This is a genomic window from bacterium (assembly GCA_024224155.1).
In the GTDB taxonomy this organism is placed as follows: Bacteria; Acidobacteriota; Thermoanaerobaculia; order Multivoradales; family JAHEKO01; genus CALZIK01.
Genome location: JAAENP010000005.1, coordinates 64,486 through 78,612 on the forward strand (window position 1 = coordinate 64,486; position 14,127 = coordinate 78,612).

11 protein-coding genes are annotated in these 14,127 nt (G+C 63.8%); 8 read left to right on the forward strand and 3 right to left on the reverse strand.

Annotation, left to right across the window (positions count from 1 at the left end; all coding sequences use genetic code 11):
• Positions 1–12 precede the first annotated feature (12 nt).
• The 3 genes from ruvB to GY769_00685 all read right to left on the reverse strand — a co-directional run bounded on the left by ruvB (position 13) and on the right by GY769_00685 (position 3,655).
• A complete protein-coding gene (ruvB, locus tag GY769_00675) occupies positions 13–1,038 on the reverse strand; it encodes a Holliday junction branch migration DNA helicase RuvB (GenBank protein MCP4200430.1) in 1,026 nt (341 codons plus the stop codon).
• 66 nt (positions 1,039–1,104) lie between these two features.
• On the reverse strand, positions 1,105–1,698 hold the full coding sequence (gene ruvA, locus GY769_00680; protein ID MCP4200431.1) for a Holliday junction branch migration protein RuvA: 594 nt from the start codon (positions 1,696–1,698) through the stop codon (positions 1,105–1,107).
• Positions 1,699–1,729: 31 nt separating this feature from the next.
• Positions 1,730–3,655, reverse strand: coding sequence for a hypothetical protein (locus GY769_00685; protein MCP4200432.1), 1,926 nt, complete (start codon positions 3,653–3,655; stop codon positions 1,730–1,732).
• Between the two features lie 181 nt (positions 3,656–3,836).
• Between GY769_00685 and GY769_00690 the strand changes: the two genes are divergently transcribed.
• From GY769_00690 to GY769_00725, 8 genes are read left to right on the forward strand one after another with little or no spacing between them, the layout of a single operon-like run.
• A complete protein-coding gene (locus GY769_00690) occupies positions 3,837–5,066 on the forward strand; it encodes a hypothetical protein (protein ID MCP4200433.1) in 1,230 nt (409 codons plus the stop codon).
• Positions 5,067–5,074: 8 nt separating this feature from the next.
• The gene (locus GY769_00695; GenBank protein ID MCP4200434.1) at positions 5,075–6,100 is read left to right on the forward strand and encodes a rod shape-determining protein; all 1,026 of its coding nucleotides are present in this window, start codon (positions 5,075–5,077) and stop codon (positions 6,098–6,100) included.
• A 58-nt stretch (positions 6,101–6,158) separates the two neighbouring features.
• The gene (gene mreC / locus GY769_00700) at positions 6,159–7,001 is read left to right on the forward strand and encodes a rod shape-determining protein MreC (GenBank protein MCP4200435.1); all 843 of its coding nucleotides are present in this window, start codon (positions 6,159–6,161) and stop codon (positions 6,999–7,001) included.
• The gene (gene mreD / locus GY769_00705; GenBank protein ID MCP4200436.1) at positions 6,988–7,497 is read left to right on the forward strand and encodes a rod shape-determining protein MreD; all 510 of its coding nucleotides are present in this window, start codon (positions 6,988–6,990) and stop codon (positions 7,495–7,497) included. Before mreC ends, mreD begins: the two co-directional genes overlap by 14 nt.
• 13 nt (positions 7,498–7,510) lie before the next feature.
• Positions 7,511–9,298, forward strand: coding sequence for a penicillin-binding protein 2 (mrdA, locus tag GY769_00710; protein ID MCP4200437.1), 1,788 nt, complete (start codon positions 7,511–7,513; stop codon positions 9,296–9,298).
• The gene (gene rodA, locus GY769_00715; protein MCP4200438.1) at positions 9,279–10,394 is read left to right on the forward strand and encodes a rod shape-determining protein RodA; all 1,116 of its coding nucleotides are present in this window, start codon (positions 9,279–9,281) and stop codon (positions 10,392–10,394) included. The genes mrdA and rodA overlap by 20 nt, the downstream gene beginning before the upstream one ends.
• A complete protein-coding gene (locus GY769_00720) occupies positions 10,381–11,901 on the forward strand; it encodes an Rne/Rng family ribonuclease (GenBank protein ID MCP4200439.1) in 1,521 nt (506 codons plus the stop codon). Before rodA ends, GY769_00720 begins: the two co-directional genes overlap by 14 nt.
• A 27-nt stretch (positions 11,902–11,928) precedes the next feature.
• A complete protein-coding gene (locus tag GY769_00725) occupies positions 11,929–14,121 on the forward strand; it encodes a hypothetical protein (GenBank protein MCP4200440.1) in 2,193 nt (730 codons plus the stop codon).
• Positions 14,122–14,127 lie beyond the last annotated feature (6 nt).

The window sequence follows — 14,127 nt, forward strand, 5'->3', positions numbered from 1 at the left end:
CTCTCGGTCGGGCTAGAACAAAGAGCCGACGGCGCCCGAGGGCGGTTGTATGCCCAGGTGGTCGTAGGCTCGACGGGTGGCGATCCGACCGCGCGGAGTTCTCTGCAGAAATCCCTCCTGGATCAGGTAGGGCTCGTAGAGATCTTCGAGCGTGCCACGGTCTTCGCCGACCGCCGCGGCGAGAGCCTGAATGCCGGCTGGACCGCCCTGATACTGGTCGATCAGGGTCGCCAGAATCTTGCGATCGACCTCGTCGAACCCGAACTCGTCGACCTCGAGCAGTTCGAGGGCGCTGCTTGCGGACTCGAGGTCGATTGTGCCGTTGCCGTGAACCTGTGCGTAGTCGCGCACCCGGCGAAGCAAGCGGTTGGCGATCCTCGGCGTGCCGCGACTTCGACCGGCAAGCTCTTGGGCCCCAGCTTGGTCAACCGCGATTTCGAGCAGTTGGCCGGACCGGCGAACAATGGTCGCCAGTTCCTTGGGTTGATAGAAGTCGAGCCGGTGGACAATGCCGAAGCGGGCCCGGAGGGGGGCGGTAATGAGCCCGGCTCGAGTGGTTGCGCCGACGAGCGTAAAGGGCGGCAGGTCGATGCGCATCGTCCGAGCCGCGGGCCCCTGTCCGATGACCAGGTCGAGCGAATAGTCTTCGAGTGCCGGGTAGAGGATTTCCTCCACCGTCGGCCCCAAGCGGTGAATCTCGTCGATGAAGAGAACCTCGCCCGGCTGGAGGTTGGTCAGGATTGCCGCGAGATCACCGGCACGTTCCAGAACCGGACCGGAGGTCGTCCGAATCGAGGTTTCCATTTCTTGCGCGATAATGTGAGCGAGGGTGGTCTTGCCGAGCCCGGGCGGCCCGAAGAGAAGCACGTGATCGAGCGACTCGCGCCGGCCGCGGGCGGCCTCCACGAATACTCGGAGCTTGTCGACGATGCGCGTCTGCCCGACGTACTCGGAAAGTGTTCTGGGCCGGAGCGAGATCTCGACACCCAGGTCCTCCGAGTCCGGAGCACCGGACATGAGCTGTCGGTCGGGAGACATCCAGGCTATTGTAGCGGCCGCTGTCGGGTTCAGCCGAAGAGACTCCTGCCGGTTTCAGGACCGGTCTCAGGCGCGCGAGAGAAAGTTCAAACTGGCTCTGAGTAGATCTTCGGAGTCGCCATCGGGATTCTTCGCTCGCGCTTTGGCCAGGGCTTTCTCGGCGTCGCCACTGCGGTAGCCCAGGTTGACGAGCGCGGCGAGGAGGTCGTCGTCGGGCGAGGCGGCAACGCTCGCGGCGAGATCGCCGCCCAGGTCGCGGACTCTATCCTTGAGCTCGATCACCATGCGTTGCGCGGTCTTCTTGCCGATGCCGGGAATGGTGGCCAGGCGGACCACATTCTCGCTCGAGATCGAGCTAACCAGGTCCTCGGGTGCCATGCCGGAGAGAATCACGCGCGCGAGCCGAGGCCCGATGCCCGAGACACCGATAAGCAACTCGAAGAGGCTACGTTCGCGTGCCGTCCAGAATCCGAACAGCTCGATCGCGTCGGCACGCACGTGGGTATGAACAAACAGACCGATGGGTTCGGCCTTGTCGGATCGATCCAGCTCCGAGTAGGTCGAAAGCGGAATCGCCAGCTGATAGCCGACTCCGGCAACGTCGAGCAAGACGGCCTCAGGGCCGGCGTCGAGGACTTTGCCGCGCAGATAGCCGATCATCGGGTAGAGATCCTGACGAGGCCTTCCGCGATCAGCCGGAGGCCGGGCCGGCCTGGTCGAGGGCGAAGGTCGCCAGCAATTGCGGGTCGAAGGAAACCTCGAGCTCTTCTCTGCGTTCCGCGATCAATGCCGAGACCAGCTGTCCAGCACGCTGCCTCGAAATCGTCTCGCGAGTGGAGGTTTTCTGCCTTGCGAACTCGGCTGGATCCATGCGCACCCTTTCGACTACCTCGAACATCAGGGCGCCGTTGTCCGTAGCCATTGGACCGACGACGCTGCCCTCGTCGGCGTCAAGTGCCGCTTGGGCGACTTCCCGGTTGTTGCCCAGGGAGCCGACGGCGTCATTGAGGCCGAAGCTGTCGGTCTCCTCGATGCTCGCGTCGATCGAGGAGGCGAGAGCGTCGAGTCCCAATTTTCGATCCGCGTCCAAGCGATCGAGCGCCGCCTCGCGCTCCATCTCGGCGCGCAGCTGGGCCTCGGCTTCCGTGCGGACCTCGTCGAGCTCGGGGATGCGAGGCTCTTGGATCTCCGCCAAGCGCAGGAGCGCCCAGCCGCGGGTGATTCGGACCGGCTCGGAGATCGCGCTGATCTCGAGATCGAAGGCGGCAGTCGCGAACGGCGTCGAACGCCCGACCGAGGGCACGTTCTCGTTCAACGCGAACGCCGGAGTTGCCTGGAAGGTGACGGTGTCGTCGGTCTCCGCGACCGCCGCGAGATCGAGCTCTGAAGAGGTGAGCCGCTCATAGAGCTCATTCGCCTTCTGTTCGGCGGCTTCGCTCGACCGTTCCACCAGCAAGCGTTGGCGTATGCCGACTTCGACTTCTTCGAAGGGCGACAGGCCGCCATCTTCGCGCTCGAGAACCTCGATCAGGTGGTAGCCGAAGTCGGTCCGGACGGGACCGGTGATCTGCCCGGCCGGTGTCGAGAAGGCCGCGTCTTCGAAGGCCTCGACCATCGCGCCACGGCCGAAGAGCCCCAGGTCGCCGCCCCGCGTCTTGCTGCTCGGATCTTCCGAAAGCTCGGTGGCGAGGTTCGCGAAATCCTCGCCGGCCGCGACCCGCTGTTTGGCATCTTCGAGTAGCCGAACGGCCTCTTGCTCGCTGCGGCTGTCGTTGACCTGGAGGAGGATATGTCGCGCACGCACCTGCTCGGGTCGGTCGAACTCGTCCTGATGACCGTCGTAGTAGGCGCGAAGCTCATCGGGTGTCAGGGTCAGCGAGTTTCGAACCTGTTCGATGTCGACGACCAGATACTCGGCGACCCGGCGTTCCGGGGTCTCGAAGGAATCCTGATGCTCGGTGTAATAGGAAACCAGGTCCTCGTCAGCGAAGACCGCCGCTTCTGCCAGTGCCGAGTAGGGCGCCTTGAAGAAACGGATCTTCGCACGCTCGACCTGCCGCCGATACTCATCTTCGACCTCGGCGTCGGAGATGTACAGGTTCTGGGTTACCAGGCCTCTGATCTTGTCGAGCAGGAGATCCTGGCGCAGGCTGGCCTCGAAACCGTCGGTGGTGTAGCCGTTCTGGCGGAGAATGCGCTCGTATTCCTTGGTGCCGATGAAGGCTCCGCCTTCGGCTTGAAAGACCGGCAGATTCAAAATCTGCTTCTGGAGCTCTTCGTTGGTGATCTGAAGCCCGAGCCGATCGGCTTCGAAGAGGAGGATGCGATCGGCGACAAGAGTATCGAGCACCTGCTGATGAAGGCCCAGTTGTCTAGCGAAGTCGGCATTGAACTGCTCGCCATAGGCCTGTCGATAGAAGTCCTCCATGCGGCGGTAGGCGCTCTCGAACTCTCGATAGGACACGGTCCTGTCGCCCACCGTGACGGCGACGTCGGTGCCTCCGCCGCCGCCACCGGGATCACCGAGACCGACGAACGCGACCAGGATGAAAGCAATGATCACCAGCCAGAGAACCCAGCTCAGGTATTTCAGGTTGTCGCGAAAGGCTTTCAGCATCGATTTGACCTCCGAGGCCCGGAAGCGGGCCGGCCAGGGAGTTTAGCAGGCCGGGAGCTCGCGGTGCCCCGGCGGGAGCCGGCGGGCGGATCTTTCCGCCGGGAATTTGCGCGCGACGCGCAAACCACGGTGAACATTGGCTTTGTGCTATATTCGCCGCTTCCGAAATTCGGAGAGTTCGGTGGCAACCGGAGTCAACAAGAACAACAAACGCTACTGGTACAAGATCTCCGTAGATTCGGTGCGGGCTTGGACTTCGTTCCTCCTGCTGCTGACCATTCTCGGTGGTGGATTCGTCGGCTATCGTCTGCTTTCCAACCATCTTCTGGATCGCGAAGTTCTCTTGGCGCTCGAGGAGGCGGACGCGCTGGCCAAGCGGCTTCAGCAGGAGCGGGGGATTACCGGTTATCGAGAGAAGTACCAGATCGCCAAGGCCGAGCTCTCCACGGCGCGAGCGCTCTACGGCCAGAAAGAGCTGTCGGAAGCACTCGGCAGGGCGGAGCGCAGCCGATCGCTTCTGTCCTCGATCGTTGATTCATTGCGAAATCGCAGCCCCTCCGGCGAGGCCCAGTTCATCACCACGAAAGGTGGCGTCGAGCTGCGCCGTGGAGAGCGGGGGGAATGGCGACCGGCCCGGGGCAGAATGGTCGTCCACGGCGGCGACTACATAAAGACATCCGGCAACGGATCGGCGGAGGTCATGATGGTGGACGGGACCCTGTTCACGGTGCGGCCCGGAACCGTTGTCCTGGTCAGCCGGACGCGCTCATCGGTGTTCGGAGAGAGCGGGCGCACCATCGCGCTCGAGTCGGGTTGGGTCAACCTGAGCACCGCCGACGCCACGAGTCGCGTAACCACGCCCAAGGCGGAGGCGGAGGTTCGACAGCGTTCCGAGGCGGTGGTGTCGTACGATGAGCAGAAGGGTGAGGGCAAGTTCGCGGCGTTTCGGGGCGGCGTTCGGGTGAGCTCGAAAGAGGGTGGTCCGGTGCGCGAGGTGGGCGAACTGCAGCAGGTCTTGCAGAGCAAGAGCGGAATCTCGCGCCCGAGGCGCGTGCCCGATCCGCCCGAGCTGATCAGCCCCGACGACAACCTCGAGCTTTACCTCGACAGCTCTCGGCAGCTGGCGCTGTCTTGGCAACCGGTCCAGGGAGCCGACCGTTACGCGCTGCAGGTTTCGGGCAACCGGTTGTTTGTCGACAACCTGATCGACACTGAGCAACGCCGCAAGACGCGGGCGACGCTCGGGTTGAGAGGCGAGGGGGCGTTCGTCTGGCGGGTCGCGGCATTCGACGTCGAGGGTGAGAGGGGGCCGTGGAGTCCGGTTCACCGCTTCAGGGTGCTGGCTTCAAGGCAGACGTCGGCGCCGCAAAACGCCTCGCGGTCGACCGAAGCCGGTTCAGAGGGAGGATAGGAATTCGCATGCCGTTCGCGTCACTGCTTCGATATTTTTCCAACGATCTGGCGATTGACCTGGGAACCGCCAACACGCTCGTGTATGCGCGCAACCAGGGCATCGTCGTGCGTGAGCCGTCGGTCGTCGTGGTCAACCAGCTCACGAACCGCATCGAGGCCGTAGGCGCGGAAGCCAAGGAGATGCTCGGACGAACTCCGGGAAACATCGAGTCGATCAGGCCCATGAAGGACGGCGTCATCGCCGACTTCGAGGTGACCGAGCGAATGCTCGAGTACTTCATTCAGAAAGCGCACAATCGGCGAATGTACGTTCATCCGAGAATCGTGATTGGTGTGCCTTCCGAGATCACCCAGGTCGAGAAGAGAGCGGTCAAGGACTCGGCCATGCGTGCCGGCGCCGCCGAGGTCTACCTGGTCGAGCAGGCCATGATGGCGGCCATCGGCGCCGGCCTCCCGATTACCGAGCCGTCGGGCAACATGATCGTCGACATCGGTGGTGGCACGACGGACGTCGCGGTGATCTCGCTGGCGGGAACCGTGTACAGTCGCTCGGTCCGAATTGCCGGCAACGAGATGGACGACGCGATCATTCAGTACCTGAAGCGCAAATACAACTTGTTGATCGGAGAGCGCACGGCCGAGCAGATCAAGATGGACATCGGGTCGGCCTACACTCTCAAGGAAGAGTTGAGGCAGGAAATCAAGGGGCGCGACCTGGTGGAAGGCGTGCCCAAGAACCTGCCGGTAACCGACGAGGAGATACGAGAGGCGCTGGCCGAGCCGGTCACGACGATTGTCGAATCCGTACGCATGGCTCTCGAGCGAACCCCTCCCGAGCTCTCAGCCGACATCATGGATAAGGGCATTGTTCTCTCCGGTGGCGGCTCGATGCTCCGGGGCCTCGATCAGCGCCTGCGTAACGAGACCGGGCTGCCCGTGGTTCTTGCCGAGGATCCGCTGTCGAGCGTGGTTCTCGGGACCGGCCGAGTTCTGGAGGACATCGAGCTTCTCAGGAAGGTATCGATACTCTGAGTGGCCGGTCTCCGCTTGCACTTCGCACAGTCGAATTGTTCTGGACCAAAGGTGAAGGGTGACGGAGAAGCGCATCCGTTGGCTGCTTGTCGGCGTCTTGTTGGCGCAGCTGGTTCTGCTCAGCGCCCAAGTGCGCTCGGACGATCAGGCCCACAATCTGCTGGAGGCGTCGATGCTGCGCCTGGTGGCGCCCCTGGCGAAAGGCGTCGATGCCACGGCACGCGCCGTTTCCGGATTGCGCGAAGGCTTCGAGACCCGCAAGGCTCTTCGCGCCGACAACGAGAAGCTCAGGAGCGAGCTAGAGACCATGCGTCGGCAGCGAGTCGAGACCTTCGGGCTCGAGCAAAAGCTGGAGCTGCTGTCGAAAGCGGCGAGCTACGCTCAGTCTTCTGGCGTTCGGCCGCGGGTGGCCGATGTTGTGTTGCTCGACTATGGATCCTGGCAGCAGACCCTGATGCTCTACGCCGGCGAGGAGGGCGTCGATCGCCAACAGCCCGTGGTTACCGATGCCGGCCTGGTCGGGAGGGTCGTGGTCCCGGCGGGGCGCTACGCCAAGGTCCAGATGATCACCGACCGCTCGGCCAGCGTCGGCGCCATGATCGAACGCACGCGACGGCAAGGGGTGGTTCGAGGTGGCGAGCGCGGTCTTCTCGAGATGGACTTCGTGCCGTTACAGGAAGAGGTCAAGGTGGGCGACCGTGTCCTCACCGCCGGGATAGACGGTGTCTATCCGCGCGGGATTCCGGTCGGCACGGTGGTCTCGGTGACCCCTGGGGGAGAGCTGTTTCACGAGATTGTGCTGGTACCGGCGGTCGATCTGGGCCAGTTGGATCAGGTTTTCTTGCTGCAGCCGGAGCAGGTTCCTGTCGACATGTTGGAAGCCGACGATGCGGGCGGTTAAGTTCTTGGCAGGCCTGCTCGTGGCCGCGATGGTTCATGTGCTCGGAGTCCGGTTGTTCGATGGTTTCTCATCGGCGATCGATGTTTTCTTGGTGGTCGCACTGTTCAACGCTCTCGGCGGCAGCCCGCTTGCCGGGCTTCTGGGCGGGTTGGTGACCGGCTGGTGCGCGGATGCTATGACCGGAGGTCTCTACGGAACCTACGGTTTCTGCAACACGCTGGTGGGCTACGGTGCCGCAGTGGCGGCGCAGAGGCTGGTGATCGAGAAGACCAGCGGCGTATTTCTTCTCTTTTCCCTGGGTGCGGCGGTTCAGCAGCTGCTTCTCGTGGCACTCTCGCGTCTTCTGCGCCCCGGCGCGGCGCCGCCGGAGTTGACCTGGCTCATGGTCATGTTCGCGACGGTAGGACTGACCGGTGCCGTCGGTTTCATGTTGCAGGGGCGGGCGTTGCGCTGGCGCAACACCTGGCGCCGCAACCGAGCCGCCAGGCTTCGATGAGGCTCGTTCGGTGATGGAAGTCCGTGAACATCGAGACGATCTGGTCCGCCGGCTACCGGCGCTGCGGCTGGTGTTCCTGATCGTGGTCGCATTGATTGCGTCGTGTTATTGGCTCGTCCAGGTTGTGCACGGCACCTTCTATCGCGAGCGGGCCGAGAACAACCGCTTGCGCAAGGCGGCGATTCAAGCTCCCCGTGGCCTGATCTACGACCGCCATGGTCGCCTTCTGGTCGAGAACATTCCGAGCTACCGGCTCCTGTTCGATCGCAGCAGGAGTGCCGATTTCGACGCCAGTATTCGATTCGCTTCTCAGGTTCTGGACAGACCGGCGGATGATCTGCAGCGAGTACTGGAAAGAGCGCGTGGAGCTTCGGTGTACAAACCGGTGCTTCTTGCCGAAGACCTGGCGTTGGCCCAGGTGGCGCGGTTCTCGGTAGAGGCGCTGGAGCATCCTGAGTTCGAGATCGACGTCGAGCACTTGCGCCTCTACCGGCATGGCCCGACGACCGCGCACGTGCTCGGCTATCTCGGAGAAGCGACCGACCGGGAGCTCCAGCTGGCGGCCGGAGAGCTTGGCGCCGGTGACCTGGTCGGCCGCCGCGGCATCGAGAGCAGGCGCGATTCGTATTTGCGGGGGCGTGACGGGGAGAGAGTCGTGGTCGTCGACAGCCGGGGAAGGCTTCGCGAAGAGTATGGCAACCGCCAGGCCTTTTCCGGGCGTGATCTGCAATTGGCATTGGACCTCGATCTTCAAGAAGAAGCGGCTCGCTACTTCGAGAACCGCGTCGGTGCCGCGATTGCCCTCGATCCGCGCAACGGCGAGATCCTGGCCTTCGCGTCGTCCCCCTCGTATAACCCGAACGTGTTCGCGCGCCGTCTCGATCGCGATCAGTGGCAGAACATCGTGGAGGCCCCGAACGATCCGCTCCAAAACCGGGCGGTCCAGAATACCTACTCACCCGGCTCGGTTTTCAAGATCGTGGTAGCGGTAGCGGGTCTCGAAGAAGCGGTGGTCAACGAGAAGGACCGGGTTTTCTGCCGGGGCGCTACCAGAATCTACAATCGGCGGTTCCGGTGCTGGAAGGCGGCCGGGCACGGCTCGGTGAATCTTCATCAGGCGATCCGAGAATCCTGCGACGTGTTCTTCTACCATCTGGGGCAGAAGCTTGGAATCGAGAAAATCGCGCACTATGCGAGGCTGTTCGGACTCGGCGGGACCACCGGAATCGATCTCGAAGGTGAAAAACGAGGGTTGGTGCCGGACCTGGAGTGGAGCCTCAAGGCCCGTGGCGAGCCCTGGTACCCGGGCGAGACGATTTCCGTGGCAATCGGCCAGGGCCCGCTGCTGGTCACGCCGCTGCAGATGGCGTCCTTGATGGCGGTCTTTGCCAACGGCGGCTATCGGATAGAGCCGCATCTCGTGGCTCGGGACGGCACCGCTCCGCGGCGGGAGGTGGCCGTCGGGCGCGCGTCGCTCGAGGTCGTGCGCAAGGCGCTCTGGGCGGTGGTCAACGACCGTGGCACCGGCGCCAGCGCCCGGCTCCGAAACGTCGACATCGCGGGCAAGACCGGCACGGTTCAGGTCGTCGAGCAAAAGGCCTGGATCGATAGCAGCGAGCTGCCCTTCGAGAAGAGAGACCATGCCTGGTTCGGCTCCTTCGCTCCCGCCGAAGACGCCGAGCTGGTGGTCGTGGTTTTTGTCGAACATGGAGGCAAGGGCTCGGAGGCGGCCGCGCCGCTTGCCAGGAATCTCTACGAGAAGTACTTCAACGGGGCCGACGGTGCTCGCGACCTTTCCTGACCAGCAGCTGACGGTGCGACATCTCGGCGGTGTCCGGTGGGGCCTGCTTGCCTCGGCGATTTTGCTGGCCTTGATCGGGCTGGCGACCATCCACAGCGCCAGCTCAGAGCTGGCCCTGGACTATCTGCCGAAACAGGCGCTGCGCATCGTGTTGGGTCTGGTTGCATTCGCGATCGCGTTCAGTCTCGACTACCAGGTGCTGGCCAAGTTCTCGGTGCCGATCTACGCGGCGGCGATGTTCTTGCTGGTGCTGGTGCTGGTGATCGGCAGCGAGGCTGGCGGTGCCCGCAGCTGGCTGCGCGTGGGAGCCGCTCAGCTGCAGCCGTCGGACATTGCCAAACTGGCCACGATTCTGCTGCTGGCGCGCTACCTCGCCGGTATCAACCGCAGGTTCGTCCGCATTCCGCAGATTCTGGCCGCCTGCGGCATCACTGCGCTGCCCGTGCTTCTGGTGGCTCTCGAGCGAGACCTCGGCGGTGCGGCCATGTTCGTACCGATCTTGGCCGGAATGCTACTGGTCAGCGGGGTGCGCTGGAGGGTCCTGGTCGCAGGTGCGCTGGTTCTTCTGGTCCTGGGTGCGTTGGTGTGGAACTTCGCCATGTTGGATTACCAGAGAACCCGGGTAAAGACCTTTCTCTCGCCCGGCAGCGATCCGCTCAACGCCGGTTACCAACTCCAGCAAAGCAAGATCGCGGTCGGTTCGGGCATGCTGATCGGCCGCGGCTATATGCAGGGTACCCAGAGTCAACTTCGTTTCCTGCCCGCACGCCACACCGACTTCATCTTCGCCGTGCTTGCCGAAGAGTGGGGGTTTCTCGGTGTTCTGGCCGTTCTGGTGCTGTTCTCGAGCTACATCATGAACGGTTTCGCCGTCGCGCTCAGGGCGCGGGACCGGACCGCGATTCTCCTGGTTGTGGGTTTCCTGTCTCTGGTCTCGTTTCACGTCGTCTACAACACCGCGATGGTCGTCGGCCTGGTCCCGATTACCGGTATTCCGCTGCCCTTCCTGTCGTACGGTGGCTCCTTCATCGTGGCCAATTTCATTGCCGCCGGACTGATTCTTGGGATCGACTTTCGTCGTTATGTCAATCGCTGAAGAGTCGACCGATCCCAGGTGCCGGTTGTTCGTCGAGAGCGACCGCCACCAGACCCGGGTTGCGGTCCTCGAAGAGGGCCGCCTGACCGAGATTCACCTGGAGAGGAAGAAGAACAGGAGCGTCGTCGGCAACGTTTTCAAAGGGCGGGTTTCGAGAATCCTTCCGGGAATGCAAGCGGCGTTCGTGGATATCGGCTTGGCTCGAGACGCGTTCCTGTTCGCGGGCGACGTGAGGGAAGCACTCTCCGCGATTGATGATCTTTCCGATGCCGATCCGCAGACCAAGGAGTTTCCACCGGTCTCGGTCCCGCCGATCGAGGAGGTGCTGACCGCCGGCGAGGAGTTAATCGTCCAGGTCGTCAAAGCGCCGCTACCGAACAAGGGCGCGCGAATCACGACCGAGATCACGTTGCCGGGCCGGTATCTGGTTTTCGCGCCGACGGTTGCGAGCAACGGGATCTCACGGCGGCTGCAGGACGCCGCCGAGCGAGAGCGATTGTGTGCGGTTCTCGACGAGCTCGGAGCCGACGACGGCGGGTTGATCGTGCGCACCGCGGGAGAGGGCAAGCAGCGCGAGGACTTTGAAGAGGATCTGGCGGTGTTGCGAGACAAGTGGAACGAGATTCTAGAGCGCTCGCAAACGGCCCATGCGCCGAGTCTTCTCCATGGCGAAGAGGGCCTGGCGCTCCGGTTCGTTCGGGACCGGTTCACGGCTGAAATCGAAGAGCTGCTGGTGGACGGGACCGAAGCCTTCGACGACATCGTGTCGTTTACTCGCGGTCTCGCGCCTCGTCTCGTCGGGCGGGTTCGACTTTGGAGGGAAGAGGGAACACTCTTCGAGGAGCTGGGGATCGAGCGGGAAATCGACGCAGCCTTGCGTAGCAAGGTTTGGTTACGCTCGGGTGGCTACCTCGTGATCAACCCGACGGAAGCGCTGGTGGCGATCGACGTCAACACGGGCAGATTCGTGGGCGGGAAAGACCTCGAATCGACGGTGCTGCAGACGAACCTGGAAGCGGTCGAAGAGATCGTGCGACAGATTCGCTTGAGGGACCTGAGCGGTATCATCGTCGTCGACCTGATCGACATGACCGAGCCGGAGAACCGCGAGACCGTGTTCGAGGCGCTGGAAAGGGAGCTCAAGAAGGACCGCGCCAAGCATCAGGTGTTGAGCCTCTCCGAGTTCGGCTTGGTAGAGATCACGCGCAAACGCAGCCGCGAGAACCTGAGCCGGCTTTTGACGCGCCCTTGCCCAACCTGTGAAGGAAGCGGCAGGATTCGATCGCTTTCAACGATTTGCCTGCGACTGAGGCGGGAGGTTCTGGCCCGAGCGAACCGCCTCGGCGACCGCCAACTGGTGGTCTACGTACACAGCGAGGTGCTGCGCTCCCTGGAGAGCGAGCAGCACGACATTCTGGACGAGCTTCGCGAGGCGCTGGGAGAACAGCTGGTGCTCGAGGCCGACCGCGCGCTTCACCACGAGGAGTACCACATCGCGGAGGCGTAATGCGCTTGCTCGGTTAACCTCGGACGAATGAAGTCGACTCGAGTGTTCAGCCTCGCCGGTTGGAGAGGCGAGGTACGCGAAAGCATCGTCGCAGAGAATCGGTTGGAAGCTGCCGTTCGCCGATTGAGCGATCCGGGTCAAGCCCAGGAGACCCTGCACTGGGGGCGGAACTATCTGTACACGATCGACCTGAGCGACCTAGCCGAAGGTCGAGCGGACGAAGTCGTGGTCAAGCAGTTCTCGAATCGGAGCCGACGAGCGCGCTGGAAGCGCCGTTGGCGAGGCAGCAAGGCCGAGAAGAGCTGGAAGGCCGCCCGAGTGCTTCTCGAGGCCGGCATCAGGACTCCCGATCCGCTCTTCCTGATCGAAGCCGAGTCAGCGGACGGACCGTCTTTGTACGTGACCGGACGACTCGAGGATTTCGTCGAGAGCCGGTATTACTTTCGCGCGATCGCCAGGGGCACAGAGCGGGCGGACTTTCCCGGGATCGACCGGGCCGAGCTCATGGCGGCGATCGGAGATACCTTCCGGCGAGTGCATGCCGCCGGCGTCTGGCACCGAGATCTTTCGATCGGCAACCTGCTCGTGCGCACCGGCAAGGTGCTCGAGATCTTTCTGATCGACCTGGACCGTTCGCGCCTGCGGTCCGATCTGGGCGCGATCCGTCGACTGCGCGACATCAGCCGGCTGCCGATTCTCGATCGGGCCGACCGGCGATCCTTCTGGCGCGCATATTGGGGCCGGGACCTCTCGCTTTCTTCGGGCCGCGGGCTGGTGTTTCGAATGTTGCAGCAGACGTTTCTGGCGAAGAACCGGTGGAAGCCCCGCTTGCGCCGACCCCTGCGCACGGTCAAGTCCTGGCTCGTTCCACGTTCCACCTACGCGCACATCCCGGAGGCACCCGGTGGCGCCTCGGCGAGAGACAAAGCGGTCTGGGACCATCTTTCCGACCAGCCGCATCAGCACGCGAGCCGGCGAGAGCGGATGGCGATCCGGCTGGTCGACGCGTCCGCCCACACGGCGGCCATCACCGCAGCCGTCGGTTCGGCGCCGCGGATCTGGAAGCGTTACCGCGATTTGATGAAAGACGGCGGCCGGCGGCCGCGGCGGTGGCTCGGAGCCGGCGTTGCCCTTCGACCCTTGCCGGGTCGCGAAGAAGAGCTGCTCGCGGCCGTCGAGCGTCTCGGGGTGCGCCGACTGCTGTTGCGGCTTCACCCCTGGCAGCGGGACCACAAGGATGAGGAGGCGCTGGCGCGGGAGCTGGTCGCGCGTGGCTACGAGCTGGCTTTCGCCCTGCCTCAGAACCGCGAGCTGGTGCGTGACCCCGGTCGGTGGCGAGGCTCCGTGGCCGAGCTTGCGGACCGTTTTCGCCCTTTGGGCGGAGATTTCCAGATCGGCCAGGCGATCAACCGATCGAAATGGGGGATCTGGAACTACCGCGAGTATCTCCGGCTGGCGGCCATCGCCCGAGAGGTTTTCTCGGCCCACCCGGGCGGACGGCTGATCGGGCCGGCGGTCATCGATTTCGAGCTGCAGGTCACGGCTGCGGTCTTGAACATGACCAGCGAGGCCTACTTCGACGTCGTGTCCTCGTTGCTCTACGTGGATCGCCGGGGTGCCCCCGAGAACCGGCAGTTGGGCTTCGACACGGTCGCCAAGTGCGCCCTGTTGAAGGCCATCGCCGAGACGTCCAGAAACAGTGGCGACGAGTGTTGGATCACCGAGGTGAACTGGCCGCTGTGGGAAGGCCCGCACTCACCCGCCGGCAGAACGGTGTCGGTCGACGAAGAAACGCAGGCCGATTACCTGACGCGCTACTACCTCTTGAGTCTGACGAGCGGCTTCGTGGAGCGCGTCTACTGGTGGCAGCTCGCGGCTCGCGGCTACGGACTGCTGGACCCTGCGGAGAAGATCCTGCGCGAGCGCCCGAGTTTCAGGGCGCTGGCCACTCTCGAGGGCCGGCTGGCGGGTGCGACCTTCGTCGAGAGCGCGAGCCCGAGCGCGACCACGAGGGGCCTGTTGTTCGAGGTCGGGAATCGCAAGCTGCTGGTGGCTTGGAGCCTGGCCGGGCCGGAGACGGTCACGTTGGAGGCGCCGTTCGAGCGGGCCGTCTCCCGCGATGGCGTGCCGCGGTGTGTGGATCCAGGCCTGACCGTGGAGCTGGAATCGAGTCCGGTGTATCTCGAGCTCGCGGAGGCCTCCGCGAGCGGCACGCGATAGATTCGG

What these genes read in the sequence shown, in the direction of transcription:
- ruvB (MCP4200430.1), bottom strand. Translation starts at nt 1,038, where the DNA reads ATGTCTCCCGACCGACAGCTCATGTCCGGTGCTCCGGACTCGGAGGAC.
- ruvA (MCP4200431.1), bottom strand. Translation starts at nt 1,698, where the DNA reads ATGATCGGCTATCTGCGCGGCAAAGTCCTCGACGCCGGCCCTGAGGCC.
- GY769_00685 (MCP4200432.1), bottom strand. Translation starts at nt 3,655, where the DNA reads ATGCTGAAAGCCTTTCGCGACAACCTGAAATACCTGAGCTGGGTTCTC.
- GY769_00695 (MCP4200434.1), top strand. Translation starts at nt 5,075, where the DNA reads ATGCCGTTCGCGTCACTGCTTCGATATTTTTCCAACGATCTGGCGATT.
- mreD (MCP4200436.1), top strand. Translation starts at nt 6,988, where the DNA reads ATGCGGGCGGTTAAGTTCTTGGCAGGCCTGCTCGTGGCCGCGATGGTT.
- mrdA (MCP4200437.1), top strand. Translation starts at nt 7,511, where the DNA reads ATGGAAGTCCGTGAACATCGAGACGATCTGGTCCGCCGGCTACCGGCG.
- GY769_00720 (MCP4200439.1), top strand. Translation starts at nt 10,381, where the DNA reads ATGTCAATCGCTGAAGAGTCGACCGATCCCAGGTGCCGGTTGTTCGTC.
- GY769_00725 (MCP4200440.1), top strand. Translation starts at nt 11,929, where the DNA reads ATGAAGTCGACTCGAGTGTTCAGCCTCGCCGGTTGGAGAGGCGAGGTA.